At 60.9% G+C, this 16,301-nt stretch carries 18 protein-coding genes; 8 read left to right on the forward strand and 10 right to left on the reverse strand.

Annotated elements, in window-relative coordinates; genetic code table 11:
• A partial coding sequence (locus B3605_RS00445; RefSeq protein WP_296431547.1) for a DeoR/GlpR family DNA-binding transcription regulator occupies positions 1 to 513 on the reverse strand: 513 nt, incomplete at its 3' end.
• Positions 514 to 711: 198 nt separating this feature from the next.
• Between B3605_RS00445 and B3605_RS00450 the strand changes: the two genes are divergently transcribed.
• The gene (locus tag B3605_RS00450; RefSeq protein WP_112943538.1) at positions 712 to 2,808 is read left to right on the forward strand and encodes a bifunctional rhamnulose-1-phosphate aldolase/short-chain dehydrogenase; all 2,097 of its coding nucleotides are present in this window, start codon (positions 712 to 714) and stop codon (positions 2,806 to 2,808) included.
• 3 nt (positions 2,809 to 2,811) lie between these two features.
• Here B3605_RS00450 and B3605_RS00455 read toward each other — a convergent pair whose 3' ends face one another.
• A complete protein-coding gene (locus tag B3605_RS00455; RefSeq protein WP_018896533.1) occupies positions 2,812 to 2,970 on the reverse strand; it encodes a YqaE/Pmp3 family membrane protein in 159 nt (52 codons plus the stop codon).
• Positions 2,971 to 3,054: 84 nt separating this feature from the next.
• Here B3605_RS00455 and rhaI point away from each other — a divergent pair, with 84 nt between their 5' ends.
• On the forward strand, positions 3,055 to 4,347 hold the full coding sequence (gene rhaI, locus B3605_RS00460; protein ID WP_112943537.1) for an L-rhamnose catabolism isomerase: 1,293 nt from the start codon (positions 3,055 to 3,057) through the stop codon (positions 4,345 to 4,347).
• A gap of 52 nt (positions 4,348 to 4,399) precedes the next feature.
• Here rhaI and B3605_RS00465 read toward each other — a convergent pair whose 3' ends face one another.
• A complete protein-coding gene (locus tag B3605_RS00465) occupies positions 4,400 to 5,443 on the reverse strand; it encodes an SMP-30/gluconolactonase/LRE family protein (protein ID WP_296431555.1) in 1,044 nt (347 codons plus the stop codon).
• Positions 5,444 to 5,911: 468 nt separating this feature from the next.
• Between B3605_RS00465 and B3605_RS00470 the strand changes: the two genes are divergently transcribed.
• A complete protein-coding gene (locus tag B3605_RS00470; RefSeq protein ID WP_112943535.1) occupies positions 5,912 to 7,855 on the forward strand; it encodes a methyl-accepting chemotaxis protein in 1,944 nt (647 codons plus the stop codon).
• 137 nt (positions 7,856 to 7,992) lie between these two features.
• Here the strand turns inward: B3605_RS00470 and B3605_RS00475 are convergent, their stop codons facing one another.
• Positions 7,993 to 8,202: a hypothetical protein gene (locus B3605_RS00475; protein ID WP_112943534.1), complete on the reverse strand. Its 210-nt coding sequence runs from the start codon at positions 8,200 to 8,202 to the stop codon at positions 7,993 to 7,995.
• Positions 8,203 to 8,333: 131 nt separating this feature from the next.
• Between B3605_RS00475 and B3605_RS00480 the strand changes: the two genes are divergently transcribed.
• Positions 8,334 to 8,957: a TetR/AcrR family transcriptional regulator gene (locus B3605_RS00480; protein WP_296431559.1), complete on the forward strand. Its 624-nt coding sequence runs from the start codon at positions 8,334 to 8,336 to the stop codon at positions 8,955 to 8,957.
• Positions 8,958 to 9,021: 64 nt separating this feature from the next.
• Positions 9,022 to 9,210 (forward strand): hypothetical protein, encoded by a 189-nt coding sequence (locus tag B3605_RS00485; RefSeq protein WP_047505429.1) that lies wholly within the window; start codon positions 9,022 to 9,024, stop codon positions 9,208 to 9,210.
• 9 nt (positions 9,211 to 9,219) lie between these two features.
• Here the strand turns inward: B3605_RS00485 and B3605_RS00490 are convergent, their stop codons facing one another.
• A complete protein-coding gene (locus tag B3605_RS00490; protein WP_112943532.1) occupies positions 9,220 to 9,657 on the reverse strand; it encodes a DUF1810 domain-containing protein in 438 nt (145 codons plus the stop codon).
• Between the two features lie 63 nt (positions 9,658 to 9,720).
• Positions 9,721 to 10,032: a hypothetical protein gene (locus B3605_RS00495; protein ID WP_112943531.1), complete on the reverse strand. Its 312-nt coding sequence runs from the start codon at positions 10,030 to 10,032 to the stop codon at positions 9,721 to 9,723.
• A gap of 223 nt (positions 10,033 to 10,255) precedes the next feature.
• On the opposite strand from B3605_RS00495, the gene B3605_RS00500 reads away from it, so the two are divergent.
• Genes B3605_RS00500 through B3605_RS00510 form a run of 3 tightly spaced genes read left to right on the forward strand, consistent with a single transcriptional unit; the run spans position 10,256 to position 13,356 of the window.
• Positions 10,256 to 11,629 (forward strand): amidase, encoded by a 1,374-nt coding sequence (locus tag B3605_RS00500; RefSeq protein WP_112943530.1) that lies wholly within the window; start codon positions 10,256 to 10,258, stop codon positions 11,627 to 11,629.
• Positions 11,630 to 11,678: 49 nt separating this feature from the next.
• Complete coding sequence (locus tag B3605_RS00505) at positions 11,679 to 12,539, forward strand: sugar phosphate isomerase/epimerase family protein (protein ID WP_210297124.1); 861 nt, start codon at positions 11,679 to 11,681, stop codon at positions 12,537 to 12,539.
• Positions 12,540 to 12,558: 19 nt separating this feature from the next.
• Entirely contained in the window at positions 12,559 to 13,356 is a 798-nt protein-coding gene (locus B3605_RS00510; RefSeq protein ID WP_112943529.1) for an HpcH/HpaI aldolase family protein, read from the forward strand.
• A gap of 1 nt (position 13,357) precedes the next feature.
• Here B3605_RS00510 and B3605_RS00515 read toward each other — a convergent pair whose 3' ends face one another.
• The 4 genes from B3605_RS00515 to B3605_RS00530 all read right to left on the reverse strand — a co-directional run bounded on the left by B3605_RS00515 (position 13,358) and on the right by B3605_RS00530 (position 16,263).
• Entirely contained in the window at positions 13,358 to 14,032 is a 675-nt protein-coding gene (locus B3605_RS00515; protein WP_112943528.1) for a spermidine synthase, read from the reverse strand.
• Between the two features lie 91 nt (positions 14,033 to 14,123).
• A complete protein-coding gene (locus tag B3605_RS00520) occupies positions 14,124 to 14,411 on the reverse strand; it encodes a hypothetical protein (RefSeq protein WP_113168309.1) in 288 nt (95 codons plus the stop codon).
• A 90-nt stretch (positions 14,412 to 14,501) separates the two neighbouring features.
• Positions 14,502 to 15,143 carry a ThuA domain-containing protein gene (locus tag B3605_RS00525; RefSeq protein WP_112943526.1) on the reverse strand — a complete coding sequence of 214 codons (642 nt, stop codon included), beginning with the start codon at positions 15,141 to 15,143 and terminating at the stop codon, positions 14,502 to 14,504.
• A 19-nt stretch (positions 15,144 to 15,162) separates the two neighbouring features.
• Positions 15,163 to 16,263: a Gfo/Idh/MocA family protein gene (locus B3605_RS00530; protein WP_112943525.1), complete on the reverse strand. Its 1,101-nt coding sequence runs from the start codon at positions 16,261 to 16,263 to the stop codon at positions 15,163 to 15,165.
• Positions 16,264 to 16,301 lie beyond the last annotated feature (38 nt).

Genomic DNA, 16,301 nt, shown 5'->3' on the forward strand with positions numbered 1-16,301 from the left:
GCGCCGCGCATAGAAATTGCGGATCGCGTCATTGTCGAAAGGCGACAGGATCAGGCTCTGCTCGCGATAGATCACACCGCCGGGAACCGTCACCGTGTTCTTCGAGTGCTTAACCAGATGTTCGGCGATCGCGAACGAATTGGTCATCACCTGCATGCGATGCGCCGCCATGAAATGCACCATCTGGAAGGTGGTCGTTCCGCCGTTTATGATGATGGCGTCACCAGGATCGCAGAGATCGACGGCCGCGCGCGCAATTGCGCGTTTTTTATCGGAATTGACAGATTCTGACACTCGGAAAGGTCTGCCGGCGAGATTGCCGAGCTGCGGCGGATGCACGGCTTCTGCCCCACCACGCACGCGCCGGATCTTTCCCTGCACGTGAAGCGCCGCGATATCGCGCCGGATCGTCGCCTCGGAAGCCTCGGTCAGCTCAGAAATATCCTGAACCGTCACGACCGATTTTTCCTGTACGGCGCTCAATATGATGCGATGGCGTTCGCGTTCGTGCATGGGTTCCTCCTGCATCGTTTATTTCGCAGTTGTGACAATGTGTCAATCACAAACGATCATATTTTTACATATTGCGTTGCAACATAATCGATTTTGATCGTTTTCGATTGACAACGCTGCTTTTGATGAGCGATACCGTCCACGCAAAGGACGCATTTCTCATTTCGCGTTCTGAAGAATTCTACATGGGAGGATGACATGGCGGCAACCGTCCGGCTTCTGGATAACCGTTGGGATGACTCGTACGCTGCAGGCCTGGATGAGCCTGGAAAGCTACTCTATCGCTCGAACCTGCTGGGTGCTGACAAGCGTATCACCAACTATGGCGGCGGCAACACGTCTGCCAAGGTCATGGAAACCGACCCGCTGACCGGCGAAAAAGTCAAGGTTCTCTGGGTCAAGGGTTCGGGCGGCGACGTCGGCACCATCAAGCTCGACGGCTTTGCCACCCTCTATCAGGACAAGCTGGATTCGCTGAAGGGCATCTACAAGGGCGTTGAAGACGAAGACCGGATGGTCAGCTTCCTTCCTCATTGCACCTACAACCTCAACAGCCGCGCCGCCTCGATCGACACGCCGCTGCATGGTTTCGTGCCCTTCACGCATGTCGACCACATGCATCCTGACGCGATCATCGCGATCGCCGCTTCGAAGAATTCCAAGGAGTTGACGCAGCAGATCTTTGGTGCTGACATCGGCTGGCTGCCGTGGCGCCGCCCGGGCTTCCAGCTCGGCCTCGACCTCGAGGCCTACGTCGAGGCGAACCCGAATTCCAAGGGTGTCGTGCTCGAAAGCCATGGTCTCTTCACCTGGGCCAACGATGCCAAGGCTTGCTACGAACTGACGCTCGACATTATCAACAAGGCGATCGTCTGGTTTGCCGAGAAGACTGAAGGCAAGACGATCTTCGGTGGCAACGCCACTGAGAGCTTGGCCGTCGAACAGCGCCGCGTCATCGCCGCCCGCCTGATGCCTGAAATCCGCGGTCGCATCGGCAAGGCGGAACGCAAGCTCGGCCACTTCGATGATCAGGACGCAGTCCTTGAATTCGTCAACTCGAAGAACTTGGCACCGCTCGGCGCGCTCGGCACCAGCTGCCCCGACCACTTCCTACGCACCAAGATCCGCCCGCTAATCATCGATTTCGACCCGGCGAAGCCGGATGTGGATGCGATCGTTGCCGGTCTTGATAAGGCGCTCGAAGACTACCGCGCCGACTACGCGCGCTACTACAACGACTGCAAGCATGACAATTCGCCCGCTATGCGCGACGCGAACCCGGTCATCTTCCTCATTCCCGGCGTCGGCATGCTGTCTTTTGCCCGCGACAAGGCAACGGCACGTATTGCCAGCGAGTTCTACGTCAACGCCATCAACGTCATGCGCGGCGCGTCGACCGTCTCCGAGTACCAGGGCCTACCTGAGCAGGAAGCCTTCGATATCGAATACTGGCTGCTCGAGGAGGCCAAGCTTCAGCGCATGCCGAAGCCGAAGAGCCTGGCTGGCAAGGTTGCCTTCGTCACTGGCGGTGCCGGCGGCATCGGCCGCGCGACGGCGGCCCGCCTGATCGGCGAAGGTGCCTGCGTGGTGCTGGCCGATATCGACCAGGAAGCGCTCGACAGCACGAAGGCCGATTTCGCCAAGCAGTTCGGCGCCGATGCCGTTCGCGGCGTCAAGCTTGATGTGACCAAGGAAGACGGCGTGATCTCGTCCTTCGCGGAAGCCTGTGTCGAATTCGGCGGCGTCGACATCCTGGTTTCGAACGCCGGCATTGCATCGTCCGCGCCGATCGAAAACACTGAGCTTTCGATGTGGAACAAGAACATCGACATCCTGGCGACCGGCTACTTCCTGGTTTCGCGCGAAGCCTTCCGCCTATTCCGCAAGCAGAACCTCGGCGGCAACGTCGTCTTCGTCGCCTCCAAGAACGGCCTAGCGTCGTCGCCGAACGCTGCTGCCTACTGCACGGCCAAGGCTGCCGAGATCCATCTCGCCCGTTGCTTGGCGCTCGAAGGCGCGGAAGCGGGCATTCGCGTCAACACCGTCAACCCGGATGCGGTTCTGCGTGGATCGAAAATCTGGAACGGCGAGTGGCGCGAGCAGCGCGCGGCATCGTCGAAGATCGAGATCAACGAGCTGGAGGAACACTACCGCAAGCGCTCCATGCTGAAGCTTAACGTCTTCCCTGAAGACATCGCCGAAGCGATCTACTTCCTGGCGTCCGATCTCTCGGCAAAGTCCACCGGCAACATCATCAATGTCGATGCCGGCAACGCGCAGAGCTTCCCGCGCTGATCGCTATCGCCGGAGGATCACCCAAACCGCATGGATGATCCCCGGCACGTAGCCGCACAGCGTCAGCAGTATATTGAGCCAGAACTGCAGGCCGATTCCGACCTGCAGGAATACACCGACAGGTGGCAGGATGATCGCGAAAAGAATGCGTATGATGTCCAAGGTCGCCTCATTACTGATTTGAGTATTTCATGCATCGAAACGCGGACAGGAGCCGGTTGGTTCGATGCCACACGGGAGGAATTCATGGCCGAAACCAAAATCGCGCAGGATGTGATTGCGCAAGAAAACGAAAAGCGCGCAGCCGCGCTCAAATCCGATTACGAAGCCTTGGGCGCCAACCTGTCGCGCCGTGGCGTGGACATTGAGGCGATCACGCGCCGCGTCTCCGAATTCTTCGTCGCCGTTCCATCCTGGGGCGTCGGCACCGGCGGCACGCGCTTCGCCCGCTTCCCCGGCACCGGCGAGCCGCGCGGGATCTTCGACAAGCTCGACGATTGCTCCGTCATCAACGAACTGACCCGCGCCACGCCGAACGTCTCGCTCCACATTCCGTGGGACAAGACCGACGTCAAGGAATTGAAGGCGAAGGGCGATCAGCTCGGCCTCGGCTTCGACGCCATGAATTCCAACACCTTTTCAGACGCGCCCGGCCAGGCCCATTCCTACAAGTACGGATCGCTCAGCCACACGGACGCGGCAACGCGCGCGCAGGCCGTCGAGCACAACATTGAATGCATCGAGATCGGCAAGGCGATCGGCTCCAAGGCGCTGACCGTCTGGGTTGGCGACGGCTCGAACTTCCCGGGCCAGAGCAATTTCACCCGCTCCTTCGAACGCTACCTCGCCTCGATGGCCGACATCTACAAGGCGCTGCCTGACGACTGGAAGCTGTTTTCCGAACACAAGATGTACGAGCCGGCCTTCTATTCGACCGTCGTGCAGGACTGGGGCACGAATTACCTGATCGCCCAGACCCTGGGGCCGAAGGCGCATTGCCTCGTCGACCTCGGCCACCATGCGCCGAACACCAACATCGAAATGATCGTCGCCCGCCTGATCCAGTTCGGCAAGCTCGGCGGCTTCCACTTCAACGACTCGAAGTACGGCGATGACGACCTCGACGCCGGTTCGATCGAGCCCTACCGTCTGTTCCTCGTCTTCAACGAGCTGGTCGAGGCCGAGCAGCGCGGCGTCAACGACTTCAACCCGGCCCACATGATCGATCAGTCGCACAATGTGACCGATCCAATCGAAAGCCTGATCAACAGCGCCAACGAAATCCGCCGCGCCTATGCGCAGGCGCTGATCGTCGACCGCAAGGCGCTGGCAGGTTTCCAGGATGAGAACGACGCGCTGATGGCAACGGAAACGCTGAAGCGCGGCTATCGCACCGATGTCGAGCCGATCCTTGCCGAAGCCCGCCGTCGCGCCGGTGGCGCGGTCGATCCGGTCGCCACCTACCGCGCCAGCGGCTATCGCAAGAAGGTTGCCGCGGAGCGCCCGGCTTCCGTGGGCGGCAGCGGCGGCATTGTCTGAGGTCGAAGAATTGCTCGAGCCGCCGCGACAATCGTGGCGGCTCGATTTTTAATCAGACTGCTCCGCGCGTCTCGACATAGAGCGCATAGACCGAATGGCTGGACGCCATATAGAGGCGGTTCTTCTTCGGCCCGCCGAAGACGAGGTTGGGGCAGCGTTCCGGCAGCTTGATGAAGCCGATCGCCTTACCGTCCTTGTTGAAGATCTTCACGCCGTTGAGGTCTTCCGGCTTTGCGCCGGCAGCACCCGAAGAGCCCCATCCGCACCACAGATTGCCATCGACATCGACGCGGAAGCCGTCGAGGCCGCCATTGTCGTCGGCGGTGATCAACGCCTTCTTGTTGAACAGCGAGAAACCGTCCTTGCCGACATCGTAGGACCAGATGATCCGATAGGGCTGCGCGCGGCCTTCGACTATATAAATCTTCTTCTCGTCTTCAGAGAAGGCAAGGCCGTTCGGACCCTTCAGCTCGTCGGTGACGAGGTTCAGCTTTCCATCCGGCGAGATGCGATAGACCGAATGCGGCAGCTCCGGTTCGGCCTTGTCGCCTTCCCATTCGCCGGCAATGCCGAAGGTCGGGTCGGTGAACCAGATCGAACCGTCCGACTTGCAGACGATGTCGTTCGGCGAGTTGAGTTTCTTGCCCTTGTAGTTGTCAGCCAGAACCGTGATCGAGCCGTCATACTCGGTGCGGGTGACGCGGCGGGTCAGGTGCTCGCACGACAAAAGCCGGCCCTGCATGTCGCGGGCATGGCCGTTCGAATAGTTCGAATTCGGGTTGAAGACACTCCAGGTCTCGTTTGTCTCGTCATATTTCATAACCCGATTGTTCGGCACGTCGCTGACGAGAAGATAGCGACCGTCGCCGAACCAGACCGGGCCTTCCAGCCAGCGGGCGCCGGTGGCGACCTGTTCCAAGGAGGAACTCGCGACGCGATACTTGGCAAAGCTTGGGTCGAGAATCTGGATAGCCGGATCCGGATAGATGGGCGAGGGCGTGAAGCCGATCGACTGTGCGGCTGCGACCTTCGGCAGAACGGCACCCGCCAGTGCGGCTCCAGACATGGCAATGACATTACGGCGTGTGTAAACCACTAGGCATCCTCAATATGATTTGTCTCAAATGGGCCCCACGAGATCGCGGGTTACGATCAAAACAGCGACCGCCGGCCCATGTAGATCGACCTATCCGTGTGCCGCAATGATACTCTTGGATCGTTTTCCCAACTGGTTAACCAGCCATGACCACATCAGCGTGATCTTCTTAAACGCCGCCAAGAAGAACATCGAAGAAAATTAGCCAACATAAATATGAACTTATTCGCTCGTCTCGACATGCTTTGATCAAAAGCAACTCTACTGCCGATTCTTTTCGCTTGGCTTGTCGAGGTCAGGTTTCTTTAAGGATAAGCGCCTAGGTTGAAGCCACGATATCGGGATCCCCCCGGTGTTTTGCGCATGATGCGTTGTCCAATAGCTTCCAATGTCACTTTTCCTTGCGATCAAGTTGCGCTCCTCCGCAGGCGGCCTGACGCTATTCCACCACGATTTCCAAGGTGCCTCATGTTGAAAAACCTGAAGATAAAAACCAAATTCCTTATTGCTATCGCCATGCTGGGCCTCGTTTCCATGGCGGGCCTGCTTTACCTCACCGACAAATTTAGCGCAGCCAACCAGCAGTACACCGGCTTCCTCCAGAACGAGAGCCAGGCAGCGACCTTCAGCGCGCGCGCGGCAGCTGGCATCTGGACGTCCACGACATGGCTCAGCCGTGCCGTCGCGCAGGAGCCCGGTACCCCTGCCTTCAACGATATCTCCAAGCGTTTCGCCACAGAGTTCGATGGCGCGCGCAAGCGACTGTCGCAAGTCTCGGAATTGGTGCCGAGCCGCAAGGGGGCAATCGACGAATTGCTTGCCGGAGCCGACGGTTTGAAATCTCTGGGCGACGAGCTTCTCGCGGCGCATGGCACCGGAAACGCCGAGCAGACCCAACAGCTTTCTGCAAAGCTTGATGACATGATCGTCGGTCTGTCGCCCAAGTTCGGCGCCAACAACAAGGCAATGGCAGACCTTCTGGAACAGGGCGGCAGCCAGCTGTCTGCCTCCGTTTCCTCCACCATCTTCTATACCCTTGTCGGCCTAACCCTTGGCGTCATTGCGGCAATCGCCATTGCCATGGTCATCGCCCAGAAGGGTGTGACGACGCCGATGGCCAAGCTGCGCGAACGCATGGAAACGCTGGCGTCCGGCGAGACCGGCGAAGAGGTTCATGGCCTCGACCGCCGTGACGAGATCGGCCAGATGGCTGCAGCTGTTGCGGTCTTCCGGACCAATGCGATCGACCGCATGCGCATCGAGCAGCAGGCCGAAGCAGCCCGCTCGATGAGCGAGAGCGAGCGCCTTGAGCGCGAGGCAGAGAAGGCCAACGAAGCCGCAAATCTGCATCGCGCGATCAAGGCTCTCGGCGGCGCCCTCGGAAATCTTGCCGATGGCGATCTGAACTGCCAGATCGACACGCCGTTTACCGGTGACCTCGACACGCTTCGCCAGGATTTCAACGCCGCGGTCTCCAAGCTGCACAACGCGCTGCAGGCTGTTGGCGCCAATGCGAGCGCCATCAGCGCAGGCTCAAGCCAGATCCGCGCTTCCGCCGACGACCTTTCCAAGCGCACCGAACAACAGGCCGCTTCCGTTGAAGAAACGGCCGCCGCGCTGGAAGAGATCACGACGACAGTCAAGGATGCTGCCAGCCGCGCAAGCGACGCCAGCCAGCTGGTCGCCAAGACGCGCGAAGCCGCCGAACGCTCCGGCGAGGTCGTCCGTAACGCGGTCACCGCGATGCACCTGATCGAGCAGTCCTCGAACGAGATCAGCAACATCATCGGCGTGATCGACGACATCGCATTCCAGACCAACCTTCTCGCTCTCAACGCCGGCGTCGAAGCAGCCCGGGCGGGTGATGCCGGCAAGGGCTTTGCCGTCGTTGCCCAGGAAGTGCGCGAACTGGCACAGCGCTCGGCGCGCGCGGCCAAGGAGATCAAGGCGCTGATCACCGCCTCGGGTTCGCAGGTCGAGTCCGGCGTGGAACTGGTCGGTGAAGCCGGCAAGGCGCTGGATGCGATCGTCGCCGAAGTTCAAGAGATCAATCGCCATGTTCACGCGATCGCTGAAGCCTCGCGCGAGCAGTCGCTTGGCCTGCAGGAGATCAACACAGCCGTGAACACCATGGACGAAGGCACGCAGAAGAATGCCGCAATGGTCGAGGAAACGACCGCGGCCAGCCACAGCCTCGCGCATGAAGCCATGGCGCTGGCGCAGCTGATGTCCCAGTTCAAGCTGGACGGCGCCGTTGCCAACCAGGGGCGGCCGAGCTTCGCCAAGCCTGCGGCGACGACCGCCAGCCACGGCCCCGTCGCCTCGCCAGCACGGCAACTGGGCCAGAAGTTGACCAATGCGTTTCGCGGAAACGCCGCGCTCAAGCAAGAGCCGGAATGGTCGGAATTCTGAGCCATATTGCTTAGGAAACGGAGCCTAAGAGGCTCCGTCTTTTTATGACTGCGCAGCGTACAGCGTTGCTCGCCACAAACAAAAAAAGCCGCCGCCAATGTGGCGACGGCTTTCGGGGGGCAGGGAAGCCCAAGGCGTTAGCAATAGTTGCAGACAGCAGCCGGATTGCTCTTGATCACGTCGATGAATTTCTTGACCGGATTGGCGCGCTGTTCGCGCTTCACCGCCGCAGTCTCCAGGAGCCGCTTGAAATCTTCAAGCTTCACGCCGTCGGCGCGCATCACCATGGCGATCAGGGGGTCGCGAAGGGCTTCGGATATCGTCAGGTCGTCTCTGGTCTTTCTCATGGCTCAGTCCTCCTTTCGTGGGCGGTCGCCCGTGTTCCACTTCGGCCGCGCTGCCCTCTCGGCAATTGACTTCCGCGAAAAGTGGTGTTACCGGTAAGTAACAATGCATTTGTTACCGATCGGTCACATGGATGTCAAGGACATTGTCCGCAGAAAAATCAAAAACTTCGACAGCTATTCTGCCTGCAGGCACTGATGAAAAGATCCCTCCTAGGGAACGTATCGTCTCGACCGCGGCGGAGCTGTTTCGTGAGTACGGGATCCGTGGCATTGGCGTTGATGCCATCGCCGAAGGCGCTCTCACCAACAAGATGACGCTCTATCGGCACTTCGGCTCGAAGGACGAGCTGGTGTGCGAAACGCTGCGCCGCGCCTCCGATAAGGCCGAGGCGATCTGGCGCGAGCTGGAAGCCACGCATCCCGATGATGCGCGCGCCCAGCTGCTTGCCTGGATCGAACTCAGGACCCAGAGCCTTTGCGGCGATCAGGTCGGCTGCGATCTGGCGAACGCCGCGATCGAACTCAAGGGTGAAGGCCACCCGGCCTATAGCGTCATCGAACGCCATAAGGCGGAGCAGCGCGACAGGCTTGAGGCGCTCTGTCTCGCCGCCGGCGCGCGCGAACCGCAGCTGCTGGCAGACACACTGACCCTGCTTCTGGAAGGCGCCCGCGTCACCCGTCAATCGATGGGCAAGGACAACTGTTGCGGCCACTTCTCCAAGGCGTGCAACGCCGCTATCGCGGCGTTTGCCTGAGCGCCGGTTTCTGCGCTTGGAACTTTCGTGGGGGAAACTCGTTTTCAACCAGATGAGCGGGAAGATGAACTACATTTATCTCCATCGCCTGTATGCCAAACGGGCGGAGCTTGAAGCCAAGCTTGAACTCTATGATGCGCGCGATTGCTTCGGTGACGAGGATGTCAACGACGGCACTGATCGTGAGTTGCGTTCTCGCATCGAGGAAATCTCGGCGGAAATCGATACGCTCGAACATTCTCGCGTTGGCTAGTGCCGTGAGTTATCGGCCTGCATCGAGCAGTTCGATCGTGCGATGGTCGAACGCTCCATCGTAGAAATGATCTATCACTTGATGGAAAGGTGATCCGTGATCGCTGACCGCCGCGAACAGCGTCATCGACGATCGGAGCTTATGATCATCGGGAGAGCCAAACACCTCATGCGCGGATTTTGCATTGATCGACAATACTGCGTCGACGCAGCGCACAAGGCGGGCGCCGAGAATGGGATCTGCCAGATAGGCCGAGGCTTCGCCGGCCGAGCGGATGGCATATTTCTCGGCCATTGACGACGTGCCGAGACCTGCCATCTGCGGAAAGATGAACCACATCCAGTGCGAGCGCTTGCGGCCATTCCTGAGCTCCGCAAGCGCGCGATCATAGACACCATTTTGAGCTTCGATGAAGCGATCGAGATCGTAGTCGATATCAGCGGACATGATGCCCTCCCCGACTAGAACTATGTCACGGTCGCCGTTTCTCCAGTTTAAGCCGACAAGTCCTCAGCAGGACTTGTCCGGATAGGGGCTATGCTCCCGGCAATAATCCAGCGACGGGCCGGAATCCGAGATCGCTCCGACAGGGGCGAGATCGACAGCCGATGCCGTCGAGGTGTTCATATGCGCGACATATCCCGCCGCGCCAAGAACCAGCAGGGCTCCAACGATCAGAAACCGTTCCGATACCGATGGTCGGCTGGTTGCATTGATGTGTTCCACGTATTCGCGCTCGCCCATACCGTCCAACTCTTCGTCCGTTGCATGATGATGGACCGTGTCGCCGCGAGGGGCGCTCCAGCTGTCTACATCTCTCATTGTCTTGCTCCTGAAATCCGCGCGAGGTGCCTACAACATCCCTCGACCCGTGGCGTCTTTCGCGCATTCCCGATATGTGGTGGCAACCGCCACGGTTGAAGGCCGGATACGCAAACTCAGTGTTCATAAAATCGAACCAATCGGTTTGATCTGGCTTCAAGGGCTTGGCACTTCGAGGAAACTCGGCTTAGGTCGGGTATTCATCCAGACCACGGACACTGACATGACGAAATCATTTGGTGCGATGTCGATCGCACAACTTTCCGTTCTCATCCAGAACGGCGCCGCCGACCCGGTGGAGGTCACCGAGACCGTGCTTGAGGACATCAAGGTGCACCCCGATCAGTCGATCTTCACCGAATTGCTGGCCGACCGCGCGCTTGAAGAGGCCAAGGCGTCCTCGGCGCGGCTGAAGGCCGGCCGGTCGCGCGGCTTGCTTGAGGGCATTCCCGTTGCCTGGAAAGACCTGTTCGATATCAAGGGGCGCGCGACGACGGCCGGCTCCAAGGTCCTGCGGGACGCCCCCGTGGCAGAAGACGATGCAGCGGTCGTAAGCGCGCTTGCGCAGGCCGGCATGGTCGCCGTTGGCTGCACCAACATGAGCGAATTCGCCTTTTCGGGCCTCGGTATCAATCCGCACTACGGCACGCCGCACAACCCGCGCAGCAAGGATGAGCCACGTATTCCCGGCGGCTCCTCCTCGGGCGCCGGTGCCGCGGTGGCCGCAGGTCTCGTCCCCGTGGCGATCGGCACCGACACGGGCGGATCGGTCCGCATCCCCGCCGCCTTCAATGGCGTCGTCGGCTACAAGGCAACACGCGGGCGCTACCCCATGGGCGGCGTCTTTCCGCTGGCGCGAAGCCTGGATTCGCTCGGCCCCCTTTGCCGCACCGTTCAGGACGCAATCTGGGTCGACGCGGCCATGCGCGGCCTGACCGCCGCGCCCGCCATCACCCCGAGCTCGCTCCGCGCGCTGGATGTGGTCATTCCTGATAATGTCGTGTTCGATGGCGCCGAGACCGGCGTCGTCGCAGCCTTCGAGCAAAGCGTGGAGTGGCTGATCGCGGAAGGTGCTTCGGTCACCCGCGTCACCATCCCGGCCTTCGACGAAATCCTCGCCCTCATGGGCAAATACGGCAGCCTGGTGACTGCGGAAGCCTTCGCGCTTCATCGCGAGCGCCTTGCCGGGCAGGAGGCCGATCAGATGGACCACCGCGTCGTGCAACGCACCCGACTTGGCCAGACGATCACGATGCCTGACTACATCGCCATTCTCGAAGCGCGCGAGCGACTGATAGCGGAGGTCGACCGCATGGTCGGCGATAGCATTATCGCCTACCCGTCAGTCGCCCATGTCGCGCCACCGATCGCCGCCCTGGAAGCAAACGACGATCTTTTCTTCGCGACCAACGGCAAGACCTTGCGCAACACCATGCTCGGCAATTTCCTCGACTGGTGCGGCGTGTCGATCCCCTGCGGGACCGGCGACGCGGGTATGCCGGTCGGTCTGCTGCTTTCGGCAACCGCCGGCCGCGACGAGGCGCTGCTTGCCGCCAGCCTTTCGGCGGAAGCTGTGATCACCGGAGATTCCGTTTGAAATTCCAAGGCGTTGTTGCCTAGATAGGGTGGGAACGAGGAGGAATGCAATGATCGAGGATATCGAGAACGGACGGTTCGCCGTCTCCACATGGTCGCTGCACCGGGCGCTAGGCGCGGTCCATCCCTATAGCCCCGATCCGGCCAAGAGCGGGGCACCGCAGGAGCCTTACGGCCCCGGCAGCGTCGAACTGATCGACGTTCCGCGCCAGCTTGCCGATCGCGGCATCCACAGGCTGGAGATCTGCTCCTTCCATCTGCCGAGCCTCGACGCGGACTATCTACGGCGGCTGCGCGCAGCCCTCGATCAGTCCGGCGTCCTGCTTCAGACCTTGCTGGTCGAGGACGGCGACCCGAGCAATCCCGCAACGGCCGAGCGCGATATCCGCTGGGTCGCCGGCTGGATCGAGATCGCAACCGCGCTTGGCGCGAGAAACATGCGCGTCATCGCGGGGAAACAGCAGCCGAGCGACGAGAACCTCGCTCGCTCGTCGGGACATCTCTCGTGGCTGGCGGAGCAGGCCGAGGAGAGCGGCATCCGCGTCGTCACCGAGAACTGGTTCGACCTCCTGCCGTCGCCGCGAGAAATGAACTGGCTGCTTGACGATCTCGGCGGCAAGGTCGGCCTCAACGGCGATCTCGGCAACTGGTCGGCGCCGGACAAATATGCCGGCCTTTCGGACATCATGCGCCGCGCCGAGATTTGCCACGCCAAGGCCAATTATACCGCATCAGGCATGGATGCCGAGGACTACGGCAAGTGCCTGGAGGCATGCCGACAGGCCGGATATGCCGGTCCCTACACGCTTATCTACGATTCGCCGTTCTTCCCCGACGAATGGGACGGTATCCTTCTTCAGAAGGCCTTTATCGAACAATTCCATCAAGATGAGCAGCGCGCCACGGGCTGAGCTGCGGAAGGAGACTAGTATGCCTGGTTCAACTGCAATCAACGACTTTTCAAAACGCCTCAGGTCGGGCGAAAGCGGTGGTCTGATTTCGGCGTGGATCGGCATACCCGATCCGCTCTTCGTCAATCATCTCTCGCAGGAAGCCTTCGATGCCGTCGTGCTCGATATGCAGCACGGCGTCTGGGACATGGTGTCGGCCGCCAATGGCATCGGGCAGGGTCGATTGGCCGGCAAGCCTGTGATGGCGCGTATTCCCGTCGGCGATTTCTCGACGGCCTCGCGGCTGCTCGATGCTGGCGCGTCTGGAATTATCGCGCCGATGATCAATTCGATCGCGGATGCGCATGCCCTGGTCAAGGCGACCAAGTACCCGCCGCTCGGCGAGCGTAGCTGGGGACCGACGCTGGCGATGAACCACTCCGGCCTCGCCGCCACGAACTATTTGGCGACGGCGAATATGGAGACTGTCGCGATCGCCATGATCGAGACCCGGGCAGCGCTCGATGCCGCCGATGACATTCTCGGCGTTGACGGTATCGACGGCGTCTTTATCGGCCCATCGGACCTTTCCATCGCACTATCGAACGGTGCGCATCTAGCTCCCGACACGGCTGAAATGGATGTTGTGCTGAAGCAGCTGCTCGCCCGTTGCCGCGCGTACGGCAAGTTCGCATGCATCTTCGGCAGCAACGGCGAGCGCGCCGGGCAGCTGCTGAAGATGGGCTTTGATCTCGTCATTGCCGGCGCGGACACGCAGCAGCTTCGCGCCGGCGCCGCGAACGCCATCGCCACGGCCCGCAACGGGCAGACCGGCTAGGCTATTTCTTCTGTGCCAGCCAGATGACGTGGCGCGCGCCGCCACGTTTTCCGTTAGCGCGCGAATTGACGGCCTCGACCGCAAAACCACTGTCGCGCACCCGGCGCGTGAAGCTGGCGTCGGGGCCGGATGACCAGACAGCCAGCACGCCACCGAGACGCAGGGCCTCGCGTGCGGCCTTCAGCCCGGCGAGGTCGTAGAGCCCGTCGTTCGATCGACGGGTCAGTCCATCCGGCCCGTTATCGACATCAAGCAGGATGGCGTCGAATTTTGCCCGGCTCGAACGGATGAGTTCGGACACATCCCCCTGATAAATGCCAACGCGGGGATCATCAAGGCATCCCTTGAAGACTTCCGCCATCGGCCCCCGCCCCCAGCTGACGACGGCGGGTACCAGTTCGGCGACGACAACGGTCGCATCGTTGGGCACGACGGCCAGCGCCGCGCGAAGCGTGAAGCCCATGCCGAGACCGCCGATCAGGATGCTCGGGCGCGGCCGGCCCTTGAGCTTGTCATAGGAGAGCGTCGCGAGTGCTTCCTCGGAGCCGGAGAGGCGGCTGTTCATCAGCTCGTTCGATCCGAGCATGATCGAGAATTCGCTGCCGCGCTGCTTCAGGCGCAGTTCGCCAGCCTCGCCGGGAATTTGAGCGGAATCGATCTGAATCCAGGGCAGCATGTCTTAGGCCTCGCGTTGAGACGCCCCACTAGCACAAAAGATCGCGCCAACGAAACGCAAACACGAGGCTGCACAGCAACGCTCCGTCAGGTCATTGTCCGTCGATGCACGCCGGATTGGTCGACTTGTGATTGGCAGCATTGCGTTGGTGCGGCGGGCAGCGCGTCCACTGGACCGGGGCACTGCCTGCGGTGCTTCCCGTCTCGAGTGAATCGAGCGGAATGGAAAGGCCGCTAGACTGTTCGTCCTGCGGGCCGGTTCCGAGTGGAGGCGAGCCATCAAACCGACCGCTGCTGTCCGTGCCCATGTTCATCTGCGCGAATGCACTGCCGGCAAAGCCCATGATGACGATTGAGGTGACTGCGAGAAGCTTGCGCATGCTGGAAACTCCTTCACGTTGAATACCATGAAGAAATAGCGCGCGGCCGGTAATGTTCCAACCGCGTGCTAATACCTATTTTTCGCGAGCTCAGCGCGCGGCCCAGTTGGCGCCCCGGCGGAAAATAGTGCGCATTTCCGGCACGGAAAACTCCTTGGCCTGATGGCCGAGCGAGGAATAAAAGACGCGTCCCTTTCCGTATTTCCGCTTCCAGGCGACCGGCATCACCACGCCATCGATCCAATAGGCGTGATCGCCGGTAAAGGTCGTCGTCGCCAGCACCTCGTTGGAGGGGTCGACATGCATGTAGTACTGCTCCGACGTGTAGTCGAAATCGGCAATGCCTTCCATGACATGGTCATCGGGGCGGGTAATGTTGACCCGGTAGTCGATGATGTTGCCGGGATGCGCGACCCACTGACCGCCAACGATGAACTGGTATTCCACGCATTCGCGGAAACTGTCGCCGGCTCCGCCATGATAGCCGGCCAGACCGACACCGCCTTCGATCGCGGCCGCAAGGTTCTTGATTTCTTCCTTCTCGATCTTCGACATGGTCACGATCGGCACGACGAGCGAAAGGTCGTGAACGGAAGGGTCGGCGAAAGCCTCGGTGGTATGCTCGACATAGACCTTGAAGCCGTCTTCCTCGAGTATGTCCTTGACGATGGCGGCGCATTCCTGCGGCTCGTGGCCGCTCCATCCGCCCCAAACGATCAGTGCTTCACGCATTAAACTTCCTCCTCAATAATTACTTGCCCAGACGTCCGTCGACGAGGGATTCCGACATCGGCGCCGGTCTTTCCGTCTGCGTGGTGATCGCCACGGTGCGGCCGGTGTCCGATGCGGTCTGGAACGCTTCCATGACCTCCAGCACGTGCAGCGCCAGGCTGCCGTTCGCGCGATGCGGCCGGCTCTGACGGATCGCATAGGCGAGATCGGCGACACCGATCGATCGGTAGTTTCCGTCGGCATAGGGCGCGGTCAGCGGCTGGCTTTCGAACGAGCCGCCCTTGCGTAGGAGCTCGACTTCACCGCCGAAGTGATTGGGATCGGGCACGATCAGCGTTCCCTCGGTTCCGTAGACCTCGAGCGGTACGTGCTTGTGACCGGCGACATCGAAGCTCATGCCGATCTGCACGACGGCGCCGTTGGCAAAGGCCATCAGGCCGGACACATGGGTCGGCACATGCACGGGGATATGCTCGCCGTTTCGCGGCTCGCTGGTGATGACGCGCTCCTTGCGCGGCGTCACCGCGAAGCCCGCCACCTGCGCCACGGGCCCGAAGAGATTGACGAGATCGGTGATGTAATACGGCCCCATATCCAGCATCGGCCCGCCGCCGACTTCATAGTAGAAGGCGGGATTGGGGTGCCAGCGCTCGTGGCCGGGGCACATGAAGGTGGCCGTACCGCCCACCGGCTGGCCGATCACGCCCTGATCGATCAGCGCGCGGGCCGTCTGGTGGCCGCCGCCGAGGAAAGTATCGGGTGCCGCACCAATGCGGAGGCCCTTCGCCTTGGCCGCTTCGGCGAGCTGCTTGCCTTCGGCGAAGTTGATCCCGAGCGGCTTTTCCGAATAGGTGTGCTTGCCGGCGGCAAGCGCCTGCAGGCCGACAGCGACGTGCGCCTTCGGAATGGTCAGATTGACGATGATCTCGATCGAGGGATCGGCGAAGAGTTCGTCGACGCTTCTGGCCGGCACGTTGAACTCAGCCGCCTTTGCCTGCGCGAGCTCGCTGTTCAGATCCGCCAAACCCCTGATGTCGAGAATGGGGAAAGACGCCATGGCCTTCAGGTACGCGCCCGATATGTTGCCGCATCCGATGATGCCTATGCCGACTTTATCCATGATTTCCTCCCATAGATTTTGGTTCTGAAAGCGTCAGA

Origin of the sequence: Rhizobium sp. UBA1881, assembly GCF_002338015.1 — a bacterium.
Classification (GTDB): domain Bacteria; phylum Pseudomonadota; class Alphaproteobacteria; order Rhizobiales; family Rhizobiaceae; genus Rhizobium.

Excerpts from the sequence above, each read along its gene's own strand:
- rhaI (WP_112943537.1), top strand. The coding sequence starts at position 3,055 with ATGGCCGAAACCAAAATCGCGCAGGATGTGATTGCGCAAGAAAACGAA.
- B3605_RS00475 (WP_112943534.1), bottom strand. The coding sequence starts at position 8,202 with ATGAGAAAGACCAGAGACGACCTGACGATATCCGAAGCCCTTCGCGAC.
- B3605_RS00490 (WP_112943532.1), bottom strand. The coding sequence starts at position 9,657 with ATGTCCGCTGATATCGACTACGATCTCGATCGCTTCATCGAAGCTCAA.
- B3605_RS00525 (WP_112943526.1), bottom strand. The coding sequence starts at position 15,143 with ATGCGTGAAGCACTGATCGTTTGGGGCGGATGGAGCGGCCACGAGCCG.
- B3605_RS00470 (WP_112943535.1), top strand. The coding sequence starts at position 5,912 with ATGTTGAAAAACCTGAAGATAAAAACCAAATTCCTTATTGCTATCGCC.
- B3605_RS00515 (WP_112943528.1), bottom strand. The coding sequence starts at position 14,032 with ATGCTGCCCTGGATTCAGATCGATTCCGCTCAAATTCCCGGCGAGGCT.
- B3605_RS00500 (WP_112943530.1), top strand. The coding sequence starts at position 10,256 with ATGACGAAATCATTTGGTGCGATGTCGATCGCACAACTTTCCGTTCTC.
- B3605_RS00495 (WP_112943531.1), bottom strand. The coding sequence starts at position 10,032 with ATGAGAGATGTAGACAGCTGGAGCGCCCCTCGCGGCGACACGGTCCAT.
- B3605_RS00510 (WP_112943529.1), top strand. The coding sequence starts at position 12,559 with ATGCCTGGTTCAACTGCAATCAACGACTTTTCAAAACGCCTCAGGTCG.
- B3605_RS00480 (WP_296431559.1), top strand. The coding sequence starts at position 8,334 with ATGTCAAGGACATTGTCCGCAGAAAAATCAAAAACTTCGACAGCTATT.
- B3605_RS00530 (WP_112943525.1), bottom strand. The coding sequence starts at position 16,263 with ATGGATAAAGTCGGCATAGGCATCATCGGATGCGGCAACATATCGGGC.
- B3605_RS00520 (WP_113168309.1), bottom strand. The coding sequence starts at position 14,411 with ATGCGCAAGCTTCTCGCAGTCACCTCAATCGTCATCATGGGCTTTGCC.
- B3605_RS00485 (WP_047505429.1), top strand. The coding sequence starts at position 9,022 with ATGAACTACATTTATCTCCATCGCCTGTATGCCAAACGGGCGGAGCTT.
- B3605_RS00505 (WP_210297124.1), top strand. The coding sequence starts at position 11,679 with ATGATCGAGGATATCGAGAACGGACGGTTCGCCGTCTCCACATGGTCG.
- B3605_RS00450 (WP_112943538.1), top strand. The coding sequence starts at position 712 with ATGGCGGCAACCGTCCGGCTTCTGGATAACCGTTGGGATGACTCGTAC.